At 37.1% G+C, this 19,043-nt stretch carries 18 protein-coding genes and 1 pseudogene; 7 read left to right on the forward strand and 12 right to left on the reverse strand.

Translation table 11 applies throughout. The features are described from left to right. Nucleotides 1–6: 6 nt before the first annotated feature. Complete coding sequence (locus Q9Q86_RS01760) at nt 7–1,257, reverse strand: exonuclease SbcCD subunit D (protein ID WP_112986364.1); 1,251 nt, start codon at nt 1,255–1,257, stop codon at nt 7–9. Nucleotides 1,258–1,415: 158 nt separating this feature from the next. On the opposite strand from Q9Q86_RS01760, the gene Q9Q86_RS01765 reads away from it, so the two are divergent. Then, on the forward strand, nt 1,416–2,198 hold the full coding sequence (locus tag Q9Q86_RS01765) for a crotonase/enoyl-CoA hydratase family protein (protein WP_112986365.1): 783 nt from the start codon (nt 1,416–1,418) through the stop codon (nt 2,196–2,198). Between the two features lie 67 nt (nt 2,199–2,265). Here Q9Q86_RS01765 and Q9Q86_RS01770 read toward each other — a convergent pair whose 3' ends face one another. The 3 genes from Q9Q86_RS01770 to Q9Q86_RS01780 are packed head-to-tail and all read right to left on the reverse strand — an operon-like array spanning nt 2,266 to nt 3,749. Continuing rightward, a complete protein-coding gene (locus Q9Q86_RS01770) occupies nt 2,266–2,661 on the reverse strand; it encodes an SMI1/KNR4 family protein (protein WP_112986366.1) in 396 nt (131 codons plus the stop codon). A gap of 3 nt (nt 2,662–2,664) precedes the next feature. After that, a complete protein-coding gene (locus Q9Q86_RS01775) occupies nt 2,665–3,321 on the reverse strand; it encodes a hypothetical protein (protein WP_112986367.1) in 657 nt (218 codons plus the stop codon). Between the two features lie 50 nt (nt 3,322–3,371). Beyond that, a complete protein-coding gene (locus Q9Q86_RS01780) occupies nt 3,372–3,749 on the reverse strand; it encodes a VOC family protein (protein WP_042891303.1) in 378 nt (125 codons plus the stop codon). 307 nt (nt 3,750–4,056) lie between these two features. Here Q9Q86_RS01780 and Q9Q86_RS01785 point away from each other — a divergent pair, with 307 nt between their 5' ends. Together Q9Q86_RS01785 and Q9Q86_RS01790 are read left to right on the forward strand one after the other, a co-directional pair. Continuing rightward, complete coding sequence (locus tag Q9Q86_RS01785) at nt 4,057–4,503, forward strand: ABZJ_00895 family protein (RefSeq protein ID WP_004952749.1); 447 nt, start codon at nt 4,057–4,059, stop codon at nt 4,501–4,503. Between the two features lie 76 nt (nt 4,504–4,579). Next, the gene (locus tag Q9Q86_RS01790; protein ID WP_112986368.1) at nt 4,580–5,488 is read left to right on the forward strand and encodes a TIGR01777 family oxidoreductase; all 909 of its coding nucleotides are present in this window, start codon (nt 4,580–4,582) and stop codon (nt 5,486–5,488) included. Here Q9Q86_RS01790 and Q9Q86_RS01795 read toward each other — a convergent pair. Together Q9Q86_RS01795 and hemB are read right to left on the reverse strand one after the other, a co-directional pair. Next, nucleotides 5,474–6,595, reverse strand: a complete 1,122-nt coding sequence (locus Q9Q86_RS01795; RefSeq protein ID WP_112986369.1) for an FAD-binding oxidoreductase — start codon at nt 6,593–6,595, stop codon at nt 5,474–5,476. The genes Q9Q86_RS01790 and Q9Q86_RS01795 overlap by 15 nt on opposite strands. A 72-nt stretch (nt 6,596–6,667) precedes the next feature. Further along, nucleotides 6,668–7,681, reverse strand: a complete 1,014-nt coding sequence (gene hemB, locus Q9Q86_RS01800; RefSeq protein WP_112986370.1) for a porphobilinogen synthase — start codon at nt 7,679–7,681, stop codon at nt 6,668–6,670. 257 nt (nt 7,682–7,938) lie between these two features. Here hemB and Q9Q86_RS01805 point away from each other — a divergent pair, with 257 nt between their 5' ends. The 4 genes and pseudogenes from Q9Q86_RS01805 (at nt 7,939) to Q9Q86_RS01820 (ending at nt 11,732) form a co-directional block, all read left to right on the forward strand. Beyond that, entirely contained in the window at nt 7,939–8,436 is a 498-nt protein-coding gene (locus Q9Q86_RS01805) for a thioesterase family protein (protein ID WP_112986371.1), read from the forward strand. A gap of 266 nt (nt 8,437–8,702) precedes the next feature. After that, a pseudogene (locus tag Q9Q86_RS01810) lies at nt 8,703–9,838 on the forward strand (HlyD family efflux transporter periplasmic adaptor subunit). A gap of 6 nt (nt 9,839–9,844) precedes the next feature. Beyond that, nucleotides 9,845–11,371 (forward strand): DHA2 family efflux MFS transporter permease subunit, encoded by a 1,527-nt coding sequence (locus Q9Q86_RS01815; protein WP_112986372.1) that lies wholly within the window; start codon nt 9,845–9,847, stop codon nt 11,369–11,371. Nucleotides 11,372–11,543: 172 nt separating this feature from the next. After that, nucleotides 11,544–11,732, forward strand: coding sequence for a heavy-metal-associated domain-containing protein (locus Q9Q86_RS01820; protein ID WP_004913856.1), 189 nt, complete (start codon nt 11,544–11,546; stop codon nt 11,730–11,732). 52 nt (nt 11,733–11,784) lie between these two features. Here the strand turns inward: Q9Q86_RS01820 and cueR are convergent, their stop codons facing one another. The 6 genes from cueR to Q9Q86_RS01850 all read right to left on the reverse strand — a co-directional run bounded on the left by cueR (nt 11,785) and on the right by Q9Q86_RS01850 (nt 18,757). Continuing rightward, nucleotides 11,785–12,243: a Cu(I)-responsive transcriptional regulator gene (gene cueR, locus Q9Q86_RS01825; RefSeq protein WP_087539991.1), complete on the reverse strand. Its 459-nt coding sequence runs from the start codon at nt 12,241–12,243 to the stop codon at nt 11,785–11,787. A gap of 10 nt (nt 12,244–12,253) precedes the next feature. Then, entirely contained in the window at nt 12,254–14,725 is a 2,472-nt protein-coding gene (locus Q9Q86_RS01830) for a heavy metal translocating P-type ATPase (RefSeq protein ID WP_112986373.1), read from the reverse strand. Nucleotides 14,726–15,115: 390 nt separating this feature from the next. Continuing rightward, nucleotides 15,116–16,987, reverse strand: coding sequence for an ATP-dependent helicase (locus Q9Q86_RS01835; protein WP_112986374.1), 1,872 nt, complete (start codon nt 16,985–16,987; stop codon nt 15,116–15,118). Continuing rightward, complete coding sequence (locus Q9Q86_RS01840; RefSeq protein WP_112986375.1) at nt 16,977–17,453, reverse strand: hypothetical protein; 477 nt, start codon at nt 17,451–17,453, stop codon at nt 16,977–16,979. The genes Q9Q86_RS01835 and Q9Q86_RS01840 overlap by 11 nt, the downstream gene beginning before the upstream one ends. Nucleotides 17,454–17,539: 86 nt before the next feature. Next, on the reverse strand, nt 17,540–17,740 hold the full coding sequence (locus tag Q9Q86_RS01845) for an AlpA family transcriptional regulator (RefSeq protein ID WP_018676911.1): 201 nt from the start codon (nt 17,738–17,740) through the stop codon (nt 17,540–17,542). A gap of 54 nt (nt 17,741–17,794) precedes the next feature. Then, complete coding sequence (locus Q9Q86_RS01850; protein ID WP_227540277.1) at nt 17,795–18,757, reverse strand: phage/plasmid replication protein, II/X family; 963 nt, start codon at nt 18,755–18,757, stop codon at nt 17,795–17,797. Between the last annotated feature and the right edge of the window lie 286 nt (nt 18,758–19,043).

The following is a 19,043-nucleotide window of genomic DNA, read 5'->3' on the forward strand; positions in this document are numbered from 1 at the left end:
AAATCCTTAAACTGTTTGATCATCTTCAAGTTTTTTCTGTGCTTCAGCAACTAAGCTTAAAAAGTCTTTGGTGACTTCATCATCAGCGCTATAGCCTTTTTTCTCCCAAATTTGTTGAAACAGTTTTTCGGGTGTTGGTGGCTCTAAATTAATTTTTGATTCAATTTCTGCATTGGTTTGATTGGATAAATATTGTCGTGAAATCCGCACTAAACGGTAACGATCTTTAGGCAGGGCATCTTCAAATTGTTGTCTGAGATTCGGTTGAGGAGGCGTGGCTGTGTGATATTCAATATCAACATATTCACGATGATCTATACATTCAATAACACCCTGTGGCAGATTTTTGAGTCGCTGTATGACGTCATTGAGTTCACCTTTAATTTTGTGTAATTGAATCGCTCGTGGAATGGCAATTGCTTCAAACTCAACTTGATTGTCAGTTGCATTGGGATCGATCGTGACTTCAACCACTTGGTGTTTATAGTTAATTTCACTAAATGATAAAGGGATCGGAGAGCCACTATAACGAATGTGATCATGTCCGACTTTTTGTGGTTTATGCAGATGCCCTAAAGCCACATAGTTAATCTCATCATCAAACAGCGTAGTTGAAAGTGCTTCTTCCTTACCAATAATAATTGGACGTTCAGAATCTGAAGTTTCACCACCTTGCATATGTGCATGTGACATCAGAATTAAAGCTTGATCATCGGTTTTACGGCGTTTTGCTTCAGCGATTAAATGTTGATGCAGATAGGCAATCGCATTTTGACTGTTTGTGGTGTTTTCATTGAAACCTGTGATTTCGGCTGAACGTAAGAAAGGCAGGGCAATACACCATGCGACAATCTGTTTTTGCTCATCATAAATCGGCAAAATTAAACGATCTAAATCTAAGCTTTTATCTTCATTCCAGCGAATTACTCCGACTGTTTTGGCATTATATTTTTCAAGTAAGGGTTCAACTTGTTCAATCCGATAGCCTGAATCATGATTTCCCGCAATCATCAATGTTTGCATCTGTGGTGCAAGATCATGCGCATCGGCAAGGAATTGATAAAGCTGTTTTTGTGCCTGTGAGCTCGGATTGATCACATCAAAAATATCACCTGCAATGAGTAAAGCATGCGGCTGTTTAATTTTGATTTGCTCAAGTAACCATGCAAGAAATTGTTCATGTTCATAGTGGCGGGAATGGTTGTAGAAAAACTGTCCCAGATGCCAGTCAGAAGTATGAAAAAAACGCACGGTCATAAGTGAATCTAATAATGAAATGAATGCGAATAAGGTAGCACGTATTCAAGAAAAAAGTAGAGCTTAGCCAAGCAGAAAGTAGCTACAAGATATCGCTTGATCATTTTAAAACGATCAACTAGTTTGGTATCGAAAAACTAAATAATAGGAAATAGAAAATGAGCTTAGGAAAAGTAAGCCGTGAAATGATTGATCATATTATGTTGATCGGTTTAGATCGTGTGGCAAAACGCAATGCCTTTGATAGCCATATGATTGATGATTTATCTTTAGCATTAACAGAATATGAAAATAATCCTGAATTACGTTGTGCTGTCATTTTTGCGCATGGAGATCATTTTACCGCTGGTCTAGACCTAGTGGAATTACAACCGAAAATTCCGCATGGGATTTTTAATTTTGCCGATGCTCAAATTAATCCTTGGGGCGTTGGAGGAAGACATAGAACTAAACCTGTTGTGGTTGCAGTGCAGGGTATTTGTTATACCGCTGGAGTGGAACTCATGCTCAATGCAGATGTGGTAATAGCCAGTGAAGATACTGTGTTTGGGCAACTCGAAGTACTACGGGGAATTATGCCTTTTGGCGGTGCAACGGTTCGTTTTGTACAGGCGGCAGGTTGGCAAAAAGCCATGCCTTATTTGCTTACAGGTAAAACCTTTGATACTCAAAAAGCGAATGAGTTGAATCTTGTTTCTGAGGTTGTAGAAAAAGGTAAGCAACTTGAGCGTGCAATCGAAGTTGCTAAAGAGATTTGTATTGCTGCGCCACTTGCTGTGCAGGCTCTATTAGCTTCTGCAACCGATGGAGTGACTTTAGGGCATACAGTTGCGTTTGATAAAATGGATAACTACCTTAAACCACTATTTGAATCTGAGGATGCTCAAGAGGGTGTTCGAGCCATGCTGGAAAGACGTTTGCCACAGTTTCAGGGTAAATAATTCCAAATTTTTATTTTAATCATCAAACACTGATGCGATAAGTTGATTTAGCGTTTTAAGATAGGCTCTATACCAACGTTTTAAAATCTAAATCAACGAGTTGAATTTCATTGGTGCCATGAAACCAAATATGGACTAGATCTGAAAGCGTATGTGGGTCGTGTTTCTGCGGAAGAAAAATTAAATAATCTCCGCATCCATTACGGGCGATCGCAATGGCATGTAATGGAAAGCCAGTCCATTGTTTCGCAATTTTTGTTTCATGCAAGATATGGTTGCATGTACGTATTTTTCTTTTTTGATTGGATTGATCGAAAAATGGGAAAATTTGCCAATCATCATCTTCAACAAAAATATTGCCACCATTTTCGATCATCATTTTATTTTTAAAAGATGATGGAAATACAAGGTTGAGTTCTTTCTCAGCGTCTAAAATATATTGTTGCTCAATTGGAAAAGCCATGAATTATCTTCTTTCAGGTTTATACTGCATTTGTATTCGTTTTAATGCATGAAATATATAATGTTGACGTTCTGGAGATAAGCCCAAACCAAAGCGAATGGGTTGCGCGGCATCTATAAAGATTTGTCCTTGTTGTTTGTTGGAAGCATTTTGAATATGATTTTCTCTGATTCGACTCACTTCATTCCACAAAAAAGATTTGGATTTACCTAGTTTCCCAATGCCTGTAAAAACCTTTCCACCTTGACGATTTATGGTGAGTTCAACTTTTCCAAACAGGACGAGTAAAGTAAAAAAACCAAAGATTAATGTACCGATGATAAATGGGATACCAAATAAACTTTGTAAAAGACTAAATTCTTGGTTTGCTATTTGGGTACCATAAATCCCACCCAATGAACCACCTGACCATATCAGCATAAATGGAACCAAGAAAAAGGCGATTGGACTTCTTAAGGTTGCACCAAGTTTAATTTCTTGCATGTCATTTTTATACCAAGCACCTTTGGGTGGTTGATTAATATCAAAAGCGAATTGGGGCGATGAATCAAAATTTTCAGACACTCTGAATAGATGATTGCAGTTTTGACATTTCCCCGTATCCGTTTGGATATTGATATTCTCATTCACAACTTCGTTTTGACAGTTTGGACATTTCATTTTTATTTGAATTAACTATCTTAATTTTATGAAAATTTAGTATAACACTGTCATTTTGCATTCTCATCTATTTCGCATATACCAAAGACATTATTGTCTAGGTCGAGAAAATAGCCTTGCCAACAACGATGAGGAATCGCAAATTTATCCATCGCTATAAGACCGCCCAAGCTTAAAATTTTGGCTGCGGTTTCATCAAAATTGTCTACTTCAATCGTACAGGTAAAAGCATTGGTACCGCATTCAGTTGAGGGGATTGCGACTGGACGTTGAAGTAATCCACCATGAATCCCTTCCGTTTCGATACGATAATATTCGATGGGTAAGCCATCAACATGCTTGAAATGCCAACCAAAGACACCTTGATAAAATTGAGTATCGCGTTTGGGATTGGAGGATTGAATTTCAAAATAGATAATCGAGTTCATGGCTAATCCTATATTTTTATTTTTGTATCATTAGAAAAATAAAAACCGACGATTCGAGTGATGATAAATCGTCGGTCAAAATCTTTATCAAAAGTTTTGGCTGCTAACAAAACAAATGCTAAAGATGGAGAGTCATAATGAAAGGTCACCGAAAATCGTTGCGGATGCCGTGCAATTTAGATTCGGTTGCTGCGACCTTGTACCCTATATAACGCTAAAGAATGTTGATCGGTTGACATAAAAATGAAAAAAAAGTGAAAAAAATTTATAATTAATTAATGAAACCACTCAAATTGGGTTTAACTACATGATTTCACTTCGTTTATATTATTTATGGTTTTTTATTATTTGTTTGGTTTCAACTTTGGTAGCAGGCGTGCTGGCTGCTATTTTACCAAATAATATTGCAGGTGTACTCACAGCAATTCCGTATTTGATTGCTATTATTTTTGTTTTATTCAAATTTTTAAAACAGCAACGCCGTGCCCCAACTGCAACTGAAAAAAATAAACTCACTTTCATGTTTAGTTTAATTTTTTGGGGGTACAACTTATTTGGATTATTACTCGGTTTATTCATTTTTAGTCGCAATGATCCTGAAGTTTGGCAGAACTTTATTGCGTATTTACAGCAGCCAAATTTTCTCATGATCGTTGTAGTAATGTGGTTGATGCTTGCAATACCTCTATATTTGATCACATTGTGGTTCTATGGCGCACAAGCACAACGAATGGCGAACAAGATGTTTAACTAGGTTAATAAAGTTCACTTGTAATTCACCCTTGTTCTGTTAAGACTATCTATACACATGATTTTTGATAGGTAGTGCGATGCAAAAATTGACTGTATTGGTAACAGGGGCGAGTGGATTTATTGGTTCTCATCTTTTACCTTTTTTGTTGAAAAGACAGTACAAGGTCATTGCGCTAACACGACAAACGAATAAATCTTCACAACATCCTGACTTGAAATGGGTGGCTTCATTTGAGCAGATTCAAACCCAACAAATTGATTATGTCATCAATCTTGCGGGCGAAAATATTGGTCAGAAACGCTGGAGTAGTGAGCGTAAACAGCAATTAATTAATAGTCGTGTCAATACCACCCAACGACTTTATGAGTGGTTGCAACAGCAACAGATTTTTCCTAAATGCATTATTTCTGGCTCAGCGATTGGCTACTATGGTATTGATCCACAAGAGCAATGGAATACCAGTTGTGATGAAAACACCCCAGCGCAGGCAATTTTTATGTCTGAGCTTTGCCAAGCTTGGGAGCAAACGGCTTTAAAGTTTTCCCAACAGAATACGAAGATTATTCGTTTGGGGATTGTATTTGGTCAAGGTGGTGGAATTTTGCCGCAAATGTTGTTGCCGATTCGATTAAATGCCGCGGGTAAGATTGGTTCAGGGCAACAACCAGTAGTGTGGATACATATCCAAGATGTGTTAAGTGCAATAGTGTTCTTACTTGACTCCAATAGTGCGCAGAAGGTTTACAATCTCGTTGCACCTGAGCAAACAAATCAACAGCAATTCGTTAAGATTGCTAGCAAAATCTTAAAGCGGAAACCCTTTATCTCATTGCCAAAGTTTGTATTTGAGCTTGCTCTAGGCGAACAATCACAATTGATTTTAAATGGTCAATATGTACAGCCAAAAGCCTTACAAGCTCTTGGTTTTGAGTTTAAATATCCAACTTTAGATATGGCATTAGGTGAAATTTTACTCGACGACTAAGAGTTGCTTTTGTAGTTGGGTTGGAGAGTACGCGTTTGGTTCAACACATGTCGGTTGCTCTAGAATGAGCTGACGCAGCAGTTGTGCTGAACCTGCTCCCATACATAATCCATTGCGGAAATGTCCAAAGTTTGCCCACAAATTTTCAACCTCTGGAATCGCCCCAATGTATGGGATGCCATGTGGTGAGCTAGGGCGCAAGCCTGCCCAACGTTTTACGATTGGAAATTGAGCTAGCTCAGGAACCATTTCTAGGCACGCTGTCAAAATGTCTTGCTGAGTTTGATCATCTACAGTGGTATTAAAACCGCAGTCCGCCATACTTGAACCACAGACGATATGACCATCCTGACGTGGAATCAGATACATCACTTGATTCATGCACATCGTTGGAAGCCAATTTTCAGGTGTTTTGAATAACAACATTTGACCTTGGATAGGACGAACAGGAATATTCAGTTGTAACTGTTCTTCCCAATGCTTTGTCCACGCACCTGAAGTTAAAACTACATGATCAGCAAAGTGTTGGTGACCATCTTCGCTTTGGAAGCCCTTAATTTTATGTTTTTGAATGATTAACTTTTCGATTGGACTATGTTCAAAAAAACGAACCAAAGGATGTTGTTTCAAATAACTAATCAGAGATTGAAGTAGGCGAGGATTCCGCACATTGGATAGATGAGGAAAATAAATGGCTTCTCGGAATTTTGCTGAAACACGTGGATTAATCTGATTGAGTTGATTCTGATTTAAATATTCTGATTGTTGCATCGGCTCATTGAACTTTGCTGCATAGCTCAACCCAATATCAAAATCATCCTGATCGAAAATTAGCATGCCTGTATCGTGAATCTGAAAATCAATCCCTGTGATTGGGTAGAGTTTTTCATTCCACATTTGATAGAGCGGTTTTCCAAACTGAGCTAATTGGTTAACTTCAGGTGCATATCGCCACGGATACATAGGCGATAAAATACCACCACCAGCCCAAGATGCAGCTTGACCTGCTTGCTGTTGATCAAAAATATCAACAAAATAGCCTTGTTCAGCAAGTTCCAGAGCTGTCATTAAGCCGCTGATCCCTGCACCAATGATGGCAATATGCATATTAACGTCAAACCAATTTAAAGATTCCTCCCTCCTTATTAAAGAGGTGAGGAGTGTTGTAGCTTCGGAGAGTTATTTCATCTCTTTGAGTTTACGAGCGGCTTCTTCAGCAAAATAAGTCCAGATACCATCTGCACCTGCACGACGACAGCACATTAATGATTCTAAGATAACACTGTCCGATAACCAGCCATTTTGTATAGCTCCTGCAAGCATCGCGTATTCACCGCTAACTTGATAGACAAAGGTTGGTACGCCAAAAGTATCTTTTACTTCGCGAACAACGTCTAGATATGGCATTCCTGGTTTAACGATGACCATATCCGCACCTTCTTGGATGTCTAAAGCAATCTCATGTAATGCTTCTGCACGGTTGCCGATATCCATTTGATAATTATATTTATTGCCACCTTTTAGATTGCTAGCAGAACCAACTGCATCACGGAATGGACCATAGAAACTTGATGCATATTTAGCAGAGTACGCCATGATATTGGTATAAATAAAACCGTTTTGTTCAAGTGCTTGACGGATTGCTCCGATACGACCATCCATCATGTCACTTGGGGCAACAACATCTGCACCTGCCGCAGCATGACTCAATGCTTGTTTAATTAAGCATTCAACAGTTTCATCGTTCAACACATAGCCTGTTTCATCGATAATGCCATCTTGACCATGAGTGGTATAAGGATCAAGTGCACCATCAGTGATGAGTACCATTTCAGGTAATTCTTTTTTTAGTAATTGGCAAGTGGTTTGTACTAATCCATCTTCATGCCATGCTGCTTCAGCAGTTAAACTTTTGTCTTCTTGTGGGGTAACGGGAAATAATGCAAGCTTTGAAACACCTAACTCAAGAAGTTGTTCTGCTTTTTTGAGCAATAAATCAGCAGATAAACGCTGTATATTTGGCATGCTCGGAATGTCTTGAACTTTTTGTTGTCCTGGTAGTACAAAAACTGGATAAATCAAGTGATTAGCTGTCAATTGTGTTTCGCTTACCATCGCTCGTAATTGGTCATTTTTACGGATACGGCGCATGCGAGTCGCAGGGAAAGCAGGACGATTGAACGTATAAGTCATAACAATCTCGATGTTCAGTATTACACTATAGGAATAATTGAATCATTTAAGTCATGCTAGGGGAGAACTTAGCGGCTTAGGTCAATTCGATGTCCTCACTATTGTAGCCCTATAATTTTGGTTTTGTAAAAATTATGGGATGTTTCAAAAGGGCTGTTGAAATTTTGATCATGTGATGCAGTGTTCATGATAAGTCATGGGCTTTTGCAGGCATTTATCAACGCTCATCAGCTTCGATCTATGGATTCAGGCAGCGTATGAATGATGTAAAGAAAAACTGGACAGGTAATATTCAGTTAGGTGCTAAAGCCGATCATGGCGTGGTATTAAAACAGCTTTGTAAAGCATTTAATTCTTCACCATTTTTTAAGCACTGTGGCATGGTCATGCGTGTAGTTGATGATCAAATTGAAGGCTACATTGAGATGCAACCAGAGTTGATTGGTAATGTTGCGTTCCAGATTTTGCATGGTGGTGTTGCTGCAACGATGTTGGATAGTATTGGTGGAGTGGTTGCAATGGAACAGCTATATCGCCGTGCAACGCCTGAGGATTTACCCGATACTATTAAAAAAGTTTCTCGTTTGGCTACTGTTGATATACGTGTAGATTATCTTGCACCTGGTCGTGGTAAATATTTTATCGCTCGTGCAGAAACTTTGCGCTTAGGGCGTAAGGGATGCACGATGCGCATGACGATGGTCAATGATGACGATAAGCCAATAGCGACTGCAATCGCCTCATATGCTTTCTAATTTTTTGAAAAATTTCAAAAAAGCGCCATTCGGCGCTTTTTTTTTATTTCTGAAAACAAGTAGTTTTAATTATTATCAAAATACTAGAACTGAACGCATCAGTTATTTTCTTTATTCTCGTAATATGATTATTTGTTGGTAGAATGCTCTGAAATTTTTGTTCATATTTATCTTTTGTTTTTAACTTTCGGTTAAGTTTCGATACATAGACTGATCGGCTGATTAAAACAGAAGTCAATGATCTATTTAATTTTCAGGAATAATTTATGACTGACTCCCAAACCAACGAACAGCAAGCTTTATCTGATGATGCAATGAAAGCAAAGCGTAAAAAGTTTTTAGGACTATTTGCCCTGATTCTTATCATAGCTGCAATTTTGTATGGGATTTGGGCATTATTTTTTCATCATTCTGTAAGCACTGATAATGCCTATGTTGGTGCTGAAACAGCACAAGTGACGTCTATGATCGGTGGACAGGTTGCTGAAGTTTTAGTGAAGGATACACAGCAGGTTAAACGTGGCGATATCTTAGTTAAAATCGACCAACGAGATGCACAAATTTAACTTGCACAGGCTCAAGCGGAGCTTGCAAAAGCACAACGTCAATACAAACAAAGCCAAGCAAATAGCAGTTCTCTGAATTCACAGGTGATCGTAACTAAAGATGAAATCACAAGTGCTCAAGCTCAAGTCAATAAAGCCCAAGCTGAATACGATCGAGTGAGTTTAGAGTTAAAACGTCGTAACGAACTAGCTGCTTCAGGTGCAATTTCTAAAGAAGAATTAAGTAAATCACAAAGTGCTGTTTCGACTGCAAAAGCCAGTTTAGAGCTTGCTCAGCGGGACTTTCTCAAGCTATGTCGAGTCGTAATGCTGCGGTAAGTACTTTGGCAGCAAACGATGCTTTGATTCAAGGTTTCAATGAGGCTTCAACCCCAGATGTTTTAGTGGCAAAAGCACATGTTGATCAAGCATTATTAGATTTGGAAAGAACGGTTATACGTGCCCCTGTAGATGGTGTTGTAACACGTAAGAATATTCAAATTGGACAGCGTGTTGCACCTGGAACAGTCATGATGTCTGTCGTACCAGTTTCAGCGTTGTATGTAGATGCCAACTTCAAAGAAAGCCAATTGGCAAAAGTGAAAGCAGGTCAAACTGTGACATTAACATCTGATTTATATGGGGATGAAGTCGTTTATCACGGCAAAGTTCAAGGTTTCTCAGGTGGAACAGGTGCTGCTTTTGCATTGATTCCTGCACAAAATGCGACTGGAAATTGGATTAAAGTGGTTCAGCGCTTACCTGTGCGCATTACCTTAGATCCTAAAGAGTTGGCTGAGCATCCTCTGCGAGTAGGTCTTTCAATGCAAGTAGATATTGATCTCGCATCGAAGTAATTCATCATGAAGACTCAGAATCCTTTTGCAGAACTCAGTGGTGGGCGATTATTGCTTGCAGCTTTTGTAATTGCACTTTCTAACTTTATGGTGGTGTTAGACACGACGATTGCTAACGTTTCTGTTCCTCATATCACTGGTAACCTCGCCGTTTCAAGTTCTCAAGGAACTTGGGTGATTACGTCTTATGCAGTGGCTGAAGCCATCTGTGTTCCTTTAACTGGATGGTTGGCAGGGCGATTTGGTACGGTTCGTGTCTTTGTCTTTGGTTTGATTGGCTTTACGGTCTTTTCTTTTTTATGCGGTCTAGCGACTTCATTAGAAATGTTGGTCTTTTTTCGTATCGGACAAGGGCTTTGTGGTGGACCGTTAATGCCACTGAGTCAAACATTATTGATGCGTATTTTTCCACCTGAAAAACATGCTCAAGCGATGGGGCTATGGGCAATGACAACGGTGATTGGACCTATTCTAGGTCCTATTTTAGGCGGTTTGATTAGCGATAATTTATCATGGCATTGGATATTTTTTATCAATATACCTGTCGGAATATTTTGTGTTCTCGCTGCGATGCGTTTGTTGTCGGTAGCTGAAACCAAAACAGAAAAATTACGCATAGATGCGATTGGGCTGGGATTGCTTGTACTTTGGATTGGTGCGTTACAACTCATGCTTGATCTTGGGCATGAAAAAGACTGGTTCAACAGTTGTAGTATTATCGTTTTAGCTTTAATTGCCGTGATTGGTTTTATTGTTTTTATGATTTGGGAGTTAACCGAAAAACACCCTGTTGTAAATTTATATGTTTTTAGGCATCGAGGTTTTGCAGTTTCTGTCACTGCCTTAGCATTTGGGTTTGGGGCATTTTTTGGCAGTATTGTATTGATCCCACAGTGGTTGCAAATCAATCTAGGATATACCGCAACATGGGCTGGTTATCTAACGGCAACTATGGGCTTTGGTAGTTTGACTATGTCTCCAATTGTAGCCAAATTATCAACCAAATATGATCCACGTGCTTTAGCGAGTTTTGGTTTGGCTTTGCTGGGTGTTGTAACCTTAATGCGTGCATTTTGGGTAACTGATGCAGATTTTATGGCATTGGCTTGGCCTCAGATATTGCAGGGTTTTGCTGTCCCATTTTTCTTTATTCCGTTGTCTAATATTGCAATGGGCTCGGTTCTTCCCCAAGAAATGGCATCTGCTGCAGGTTTGATGAATTTTCTAAGAACCATGGCAGGGGCAATCGGTGCTTCGATTGCAGTTACGATTTGGGATGATCACACCAAAGTGGCGCGTAGTGAAATGGTTAATTCATTGCATCCACAAGAGGTTCAAAATACATTGCTGCAAAATGGGTTTTCTTCTGATGCTACTTTGGCAACGATCGCCAATCTTGTCGATAAAGAAGCAATTACGATTTCAGCAAATCATGTCTTTATGATTTTGGCTTTGGTGTTTGTGTTTGCGAGTCTATTAATTTGGTTAAGTCCTAAACCTAAGCCGATAGTAGGTGGCCCTGCACCACATTAACCGCATGATTTAGGTGGAAATCATTGAATTAAACTTGGAGTTGTTCTCCGAGTTTTTTCTAGTAGCTAAGGTGTAACCTAACTCTAAAGAAGATCAAGTAAAAAATCGCTTGACCTTACAATGATGGGAAGGAATATATTCTATTAACCATCTATTTTATTGGAGAGATATCATGGAATTTCATGTAGAGAATATGACGTGTGGTGGTTGTGCTCGCGGTGTTACTCGAGCAATTCAAGCTTTGGATGCAAATGCTAAAGTGATTGCTGATCCACCAAGTCGTAAAGTGACAGTTGAAACAACAGCAACACAAGAGCAGGTTGCTGAAGCATTGACTGAAGCAGGTTTCCCACCGCGCTAAAATCATTTAGACAAAGTTTAAGGGCTACATTTTCGTAGCCCTTTTTAATACCTTATTTTTTCTTCGCTAATGGTGAAATTGATAGCAGATCATTATGGTGATGCTGTTCCTTATTTTCATTGCTCGGTTCTTTGAGACCCTCAAGAATCGGACATTCAGGTCGATCATCACCTGCGCAGCAATTGATTAAATCTTTCAGCGTATTCGCCATTTGCTGTAAGTCGTTTATGCGTTGTTCTAATTTCTCAATATGTCCGAGTGCTAAGCGTTTTACATCAGCACTTTGTCGATTGCGATCATTCCACAGATCAAGCAAATCTGAGATTTCCACAACTGAAAATCCCAATTCTCGACTTCGCTTGATAAACTTTAAACGTTCAACATCAGTCGATGAGTAGGAGCGATAACCTGCATTATTACGCCCCGCAGTCGGGATCAAACCAATCTGTTCATAGTATCGAATCATTTTGGTTGAGACCCCTGAAGCTTGAGAGACTTTACCAATATTCATCTTATTCTCCTCAACCTAGATGTACTGAGGGTGGTTGAAAACGACGTAGACGTAATGCATTTCCTAATACAAAGACGCTAGATAATGCCATAGCTCCTGCAGCAAAGATGGGTGACATTAAAATTCCATAGTTTGGATATAATATTCCAGCGGCAACAGGAATTAGCATGGTGTTATAAGCAAAAGCCCAAAACAGGTTTTGATGAATGTTGCCGATTGTGGCTTTGGATAAGGCGATTGCATTTGTTACACCTTGCATATTACCAGACATGAGCACGACATCTGCCGATTCAATTGCAACATCTGTACCTGTACCTATCGCTACACCTACATCGGCTTCAGCTAATGCAGGGGCATCATTAATGCCATCACCAACAAAGACAATATGACCATATTGGGATTTTAGCTCTTTGACTGCATTAACTTTTCCTTCAGGTAAGACTTCAGCGATTACCTCATCAATTCCTAATTGTTTTGCAATTGCCTGAGCAGTACGTGCATTATCTCCAGTGATCATTGCGACTTTCAGCCCTAATTGGTGTAAAGCTTGAATCGCTGCGGGAGTCGTGGATTTAATTGGATCTGCAACCGCTATAATTCCTGCTAGTTGACCATTCATCGCAACATAAAGTGGTGATTTACCTTCATCACCTAAACGTAAAGCAGTTGTTGCGAAGGGTTGTACTTCAATACCGAGCTGCTGCATATAACGATCAGCACCGATATTAATTTGAATATCATCATTGATCACTGCAGATACACCCATACCCGTAACCGAATTAAAGTGATTAACTTTAGGAAGAACCAAGTTCTCTAGCTTGGCCTGATCAACAATCGCTTTTGCGATAGGATGTTCTGATCGGGATTCAACAGCAGCTACAGCAGCCAAAACTTGATCTCGTTCAAACTGAGATGTGACTTCAAAATCAGTTAATTCTGGATGTCCCTCAGTTAAAGTACCTGTTTTATCAACAGCTACAATTTTTGCATCTTTTAATAGCTGTAAAGCTTCGCCTTTACGGAACAACACGCCTAATTCTGCACCACGACCTGTACCCACCATGATCGATGTAGGTGTTGCCAAACCCATAGCACATGGACAAGCGATAATCAGTACTGCGACTGCATTTACTAAGGCAAAAGTTAGGGCAGGAGATGGGCCGAAAATTAACCAAACTAAGAATGTCAGCACTGCTGAAAACATTACTGCTGGTACGAACCATAAGGTAATTTTATCGACTACCGCTTGAATCGGCATTTTAGAGCCTTGTGCTTGCTCAACTAAGCGAATTATTTGCGCCAGCATGGTTTCACCACCAACAGCTAATGCTGTAAAAGTGAGAGTTCCATTTTGATTAATCGTACCTCCTACCACATCGCTACCAACCACTTTCTCAACAGGTATCGGTTCACCTGTAATCATGGATTCATCGACAAAACTATTTCCATCAGTCACTTTTCCATCAACAGGTATTCTTTCGCCAGGTTTTACAATCACCGTGTCACCAGCAATAACTTGATCAATTGCAATCTCAAGCATTTGTCCATCACGGTGAACATGAGCTGTTTTAGCTTGTAAACTGACTAAACGTTGAATCGCTTCTGAAGTACGTCCTTTTGCTTTTGCTTCAAGAAAACGACCAAGTAAGATTAAAGCAACAATAACCGCAGCAGCTTCATAATAAACATTGACTGTTCCCGAAGGGAGTGTGTCTGGAATGAAGGTAGCCACTATAGAAAATAGATATGCAGCTAATGTTCCAACGGCTACCAAAGAATTCATATCTGGTGCGAGACGAAATAAAGCGGGGATGCCTTTTAAATAAAATCTTCTACCTGGAATCGTTAATACAAGGGTAGTCAGTACGAATTGTATGTACCAACTATTTTGCATCCCAATGGTTTGAGCAATCAGATGATGAAAGCTTGGAATTAGATGAGAGCCCATTTCAAGAATAAACACAGGCATAGCAAAAAGCGTGGCAAGAATTAAATCACGTTTAAGTTCAGCGCGTTCTTGATCTTTTTTCTGAAGCTGCTCAGATGGATCGGCAATTGAAGCTTGAATTTCTACAGCATCATATCCAGCTTTATCTATTGCTGCGATCAATGCCTCTACACTTGCCGAACCACTTACTGTTGCTCGTTCAGTTGCAAGATTGACATTTGCTTCAGTTACACCAGAGATGGCTTTGAGTGCTTTCTCGACACGACCAACACATGAGGCACAGGTCATACCTTTTATTGATAATTCAATTCTGTTTTGGGGAACATCATAGCCTGCTTGTTCAATTGCATGAATTAATAATTGACGATCTAAAGGCTTATTAAGTGTAATGTCTGCACGCTCAGTGGCTAAATTTACTGAGGCTGATCGCACACCATCAACTTTTTTAATAGCATTTTCAACACGACTTACACAGCTTGCACAAGTCATACCTTCAATTTGTAAGCTTAATCTTTGATTTATTTCGGTTCCCATGGGATTTACCTATAAATATTCTTTGATTGCTTAAAGCATAGACCTTACCATTATAGGAAGGTCAAGTACTCACTATGTAAATATCGAAGTGAAATCTATTTTTAAAATAAACATGATGAAATTGATATTTAAATCAGTTGCTTGAGGGTTTTATTCTATATTTACTCAAATAATGAATCTTTTTTGTTTTGTAAATTATTGATATTCTTGAGAATTTAAAAAAATATAAAAATCTTGTCAATAAAAAAGCCACTTATGTAAGTGGCTTTTTTATTAAAGGTATTTGGGGTGGCGTCAATTGAACTATTTAATTAAATAACTGTAATTTATGAATTTAATTTTAACATATTAAAATACCATACAAAATACCATACAAATCACTATAACTAATTACTCAATTCCACCTAAAAATATTAAATCATCACTTAAATATTCCGAAGTATCTATTAAAGGTTCTTCTTTCACATGATTTACAATTTCAAATAACTCCGACGGTATATTTTTAAAAAAATACTCTCCACTATATTCATTCATTTTATTCAACAATTTCGTTATATACAGATTTTCTTTAGCTCGAGTTAATGCAACATACAAAACCCTTCTTTCTTCCTCTATTTCCTCTTTGCTTCTGCAATATATTGATGGATAATTTCCTGGATTAGCACCAAAAATAAAACAATTTTTTGCTTCTAATCCTTTTGCACTATGAATAGTAGAAAGAATAACAAAATCATCAGGGCTCAAACCTTTCGTTCCCTCTCCAATTTCGTTAAAAATTACAGACTCTAACAAATCATTTAAAGTCATATCTTTTGTTATAAGAATCGATAATAATTCAATATCTTTTGATCTTGCTTCCCACTCATTTTTCCATTTAGTACTTAAAAATGGGCTTAATAATTTTTTTGCATTTTCAATAATGAATTCTAAATCATGATTCATTAATTTATTATAAATTTTTATGGGTTCTTTAAATTTTTCATCCACATCTAAATTAGAAAGATTCTCTTCTTTCATAATGAAATTTTCAATAAAGGTAATTGCCCCCCTCTCTCCTATATTAGGAAATAGTGTTAAATATCTTAACCATGCTATAGTATCTCTATCGTTTGATAATATTTTTAACAATGACAATATATCTTTTATGTGTGATGCATTTGTAAAACTATACCCACCATACAAATTATATGGAATTTTCTTTTGTATTAGCATAGCTTCAATATGTCTAGAGGCATAAGCAGACCTAGTCAAAATCATATTATCACGATAAGACTCACCATTTTCTTTTGACTCTATTATCTTATCAACAATAAATTCTGCTTCCTGTGATTCGGATTCAACTATATGTAGTTCTGGTAAATTACCATTTCTTCCCGACTTTAATTTTTTATTATAATTAATATTACTTTCTTGTAAAATCCAATTAGAAACATCCAAAATTTGATCTGTTGATCTATAATTTTGAGTCAAAAAATATGATTTAGAATTTGGAACAATATCTACAAATTCATTAACAAACTTATAATTTGAACCTCTAAATGCATAAATAGACTGAGCATCATCACCAACACAATAAAGATTTACTTTATTCAATAAAGGTTTAATTATTTCCCATTGAGTAAAATTAGTATCTTGCATCTCATCTATCAGAATATATTTTATTTTATCCAAAACTATCTCCCTATACTTTGGAAAAGACATAATTTTGGCTGCAACGTTTAATAAATCATCATAATCTAAATATCTTCTTTCTTTTTTCAAAGCTTCATAACTTTTAAAAACAACTAAAATTTCATCAAACAATGGAGAAAGCTTTAAATAAAATTCATTTAAATAATCTTGAAGCTTCATATTCGTATTACGACAATATGAATAAATTTTTACTAAAATATCTTTTTTCGGAAACTGCTTATCCCTTTTCCCTCTAGCAATTGCCATTAAATCTAATTGATCATCTCTATCTAATATCGATATTTTAGAATGATCAAATGACTTTAACAGCGAAAGACTCCAACCATGGAAAGTTGTAGCATGAATTTTTTTATTACCAATTCGCCCTTGTATTTCTTTTGCAGATTTTTTTGTAAATGATAGAATTAGAATACTTTCAGGATTTACATCATGCTCTAATAGATAATTAACCCTACCAATGATTGTAGAGGTTTTCCCTGTACCTGCTCCTGCAATTACAATGGTATTCATACTTGTGGACTCGGTAGCCATTTTTTGCTCATCATTTAATCGTATGTTATTAAAGTCCATCTTGCATTTCCTTCAGAGAGAGAGCTAAAAATAAATCACAAAACTTTTTATTTTGTGTAGTCTTTGGTTGTAATGAAACTCCATAATAATTAATATTATACTGTTGCTCTATATTTTCTTTTATCTTATTCAATAAATTTAATAATTCTAATCTTATCTTTGTTTTAAATCTAATAGCGATCCAAAAAAGTTTATTTGAAGTCTCAGCATCATCATTTTTATTTATAAAAACTTTATCAATCTTTATACGTGCATATACACCTTTATCACCTATAGTAAACTGTCCTTGATCCAGAACACTATTCGCATAACTCCCCGTTGCCTCAGACAAACTTACATCAACTCTTACATAACAATCTAAATCAGGTTGTAAATTACCATCTAAGTCTTCAACTACAAATATATTCTCATCATAAGTTAAAACCCCCTGTATAATCGTATTTCTTATTTGCTGCTCAATCTCCATACATCTCAATCCTATCTAGTAAATATTTTTGCACTGAACATAAATAGAGGGTAATTATATTGATTACCCTCTTTAGAATGTAGTGACTAACTATAACGAGTCTGCTTTTTGACTTCCCACCATTCAATCAACTCATTATGATCAAAATACACGGCGGATTGTCTAGTCGAACCTTCTTTGATTGGTCTTGGAAAAGTAGGATCATCCTTAACCATCTTATTTAATTTATCACGTTGTACTGATAAAAAGTGACAAACTTCATTCATTGTTAAGCGTAACTTCTGCATCTTTTTATTCCCCCCTCAATTCACATTAAATCGCTGTATTAACCCCATAACAAGTCATACCATCAAACCATAATCTCTAGCTAAATCACGCTTATAACGAGCTGTAGTAGATGCTGTATAACCTATATGTAATGCACCTTGCTTCTGTGTCGCTAAGAATCGAATATACTTAGCAGGTAACTCTATTTCTGACACAGGTTCGGGTAGATTCAGTTTGCTATGGGCATCCTCAACTAAATGCTTAACTAACTCTTCATTCCAACAATAACCATAATGTAGCTCGCTATCTCTTAACTGCTGATTAAATAAACGTACTTCACATCTAATCATACGATCAGCATATTCTCTCAACTCAGTTGTAAGCGTTGTCTGTTGCTTGTTATGAGAGCGAATTTCTTGACCTTTAAAATAGTAAAGCAATGTAGTCCGCTTACTACCTTTACCAAAGTAGATACCATTCTTTTCGACTTCTCTATCACGCCGTGGATAAGTTCCATGCTCTTTGATTGAACTTAAATATTGTTGAGCTTTTTGCTTATCATCAAACAATAATGCTTTATTCACGTCAATTCGATAGATGCGGAATAAACCTAATTTAATATTCTCAATCTCGGTATCAGTTGGAGTGATTGTATCTGGAGTGATTGTATTGAATATTTGACTGAGTCTATTCACAGTATCGAGGACTAACTGAATCAAGTCAGTTGTACCTGTAACATTTTGACCATTCAACCACTTAAACAAATTACCGTGAATTAATATCTCATTTTTGTTAATTGCTTTAATTTGAATATGATCGTTATAAGAACCACATACCCATTGCTTGCTATAAGATTCTTGTAATGGCTGAAATTCACCATCAAACTTGGTTAGGGGGATAACCATATTTTGAGATAATTCTAGTGGATTATTTGTTATTTCTACTTTTACTTTTAAGTAATCAATAGCAAATATATGTTTAGCTTCCAGCACCTCTTCATTGTTAATTTGTTGATTTAAAACATTATTCAATACCATATATTTTCCTCACATAAAATTTAGAACGCAAAAAACCCTCAAACATCGATAGTCCATTTTTAAACTAGATGTAGAGAGTCAAGACTTTAAGTTTTCATTTACCTTAATAGGTTAGGTTTCGGTTTTGCTTGTATAACTTATACAATCGTTCCGCTATGTTGTATTAACATAACACATTAATTTTCTATAATACGATACATTTAACTCAGAATGCAATAATTTTTATTGCTATTTGATTGTTTTTTGATCATTTAATTCTATTGTTAAAACCTTATCAAATGAGAAA

Origin of the sequence: Acinetobacter sp. A22 (assembly GCF_030913345.1) — a bacterium.
GTDB lineage: Bacteria > Pseudomonadota > Gammaproteobacteria > Pseudomonadales > Moraxellaceae > Acinetobacter > Acinetobacter junii.

Excerpts from the sequence above, each read along its gene's own strand:
- Q9Q86_RS01785 (WP_004952749.1), top strand. The coding sequence starts at position 4,057 with ATGATTTCACTTCGTTTATATTATTTATGGTTTTTTATTATTTGTTTG.
- Q9Q86_RS01815 (WP_112986372.1), top strand. The coding sequence starts at position 9,845 with ATGAAGACTCAGAATCCTTTTGCAGAACTCAGTGGTGGGCGATTATTG.
- Q9Q86_RS01820 (WP_004913856.1), top strand. The coding sequence starts at position 11,544 with ATGGAATTTCATGTAGAGAATATGACGTGTGGTGGTTGTGCTCGCGGT.
- Q9Q86_RS01835 (WP_112986374.1), bottom strand. The coding sequence starts at position 16,987 with ATGGACTTTAATAACATACGATTAAATGATGAGCAAAAAATGGCTACC.
- Q9Q86_RS01840 (WP_112986375.1), bottom strand. The coding sequence starts at position 17,453 with ATGGAGATTGAGCAGCAAATAAGAAATACGATTATACAGGGGGTTTTA.
- Q9Q86_RS01760 (WP_112986364.1), bottom strand. The coding sequence starts at position 1,257 with ATGACCGTGCGTTTTTTTCATACTTCTGACTGGCATCTGGGACAGTTT.
- Q9Q86_RS01775 (WP_112986367.1), bottom strand. The coding sequence starts at position 3,321 with ATGAAATGTCCAAACTGTCAAAACGAAGTTGTGAATGAGAATATCAAT.
- Q9Q86_RS01795 (WP_112986369.1), bottom strand. The coding sequence starts at position 6,595 with ATGCATATTGCCATCATTGGTGCAGGGATCAGCGGCTTAATGACAGCT.
- Q9Q86_RS01805 (WP_112986371.1), top strand. The coding sequence starts at position 7,939 with ATGAATGATGTAAAGAAAAACTGGACAGGTAATATTCAGTTAGGTGCT.
- Q9Q86_RS01790 (WP_112986368.1), top strand. The coding sequence starts at position 4,580 with ATGCAAAAATTGACTGTATTGGTAACAGGGGCGAGTGGATTTATTGGT.
- Q9Q86_RS01765 (WP_112986365.1), top strand. The coding sequence starts at position 1,416 with ATGAGCTTAGGAAAAGTAAGCCGTGAAATGATTGATCATATTATGTTG.
- Q9Q86_RS01850 (WP_227540277.1), bottom strand. The coding sequence starts at position 18,757 with ATGGTATTGAATAATGTTTTAAATCAACAAATTAACAATGAAGAGGTG.
- Q9Q86_RS01780 (WP_042891303.1), bottom strand. The coding sequence starts at position 3,749 with ATGAACTCGATTATCTATTTTGAAATTCAATCCTCCAATCCCAAACGC.
- hemB (WP_112986370.1), bottom strand. The coding sequence starts at position 7,681 with ATGACTTATACGTTCAATCGTCCTGCTTTCCCTGCGACTCGCATGCGC.
- Q9Q86_RS01845 (WP_018676911.1), bottom strand. The coding sequence starts at position 17,740 with ATGCAGAAGTTACGCTTAACAATGAATGAAGTTTGTCACTTTTTATCA.
- Q9Q86_RS01770 (WP_112986366.1), bottom strand. The coding sequence starts at position 2,661 with ATGGCTTTTCCAATTGAGCAACAATATATTTTAGACGCTGAGAAAGAA.
- cueR (WP_087539991.1), bottom strand. The coding sequence starts at position 12,243 with ATGAATATTGGTAAAGTCTCTCAAGCTTCAGGGGTCTCAACCAAAATG.
- Q9Q86_RS01830 (WP_112986373.1), bottom strand. The coding sequence starts at position 14,725 with ATGGGAACCGAAATAAATCAAAGATTAAGCTTACAAATTGAAGGTATG.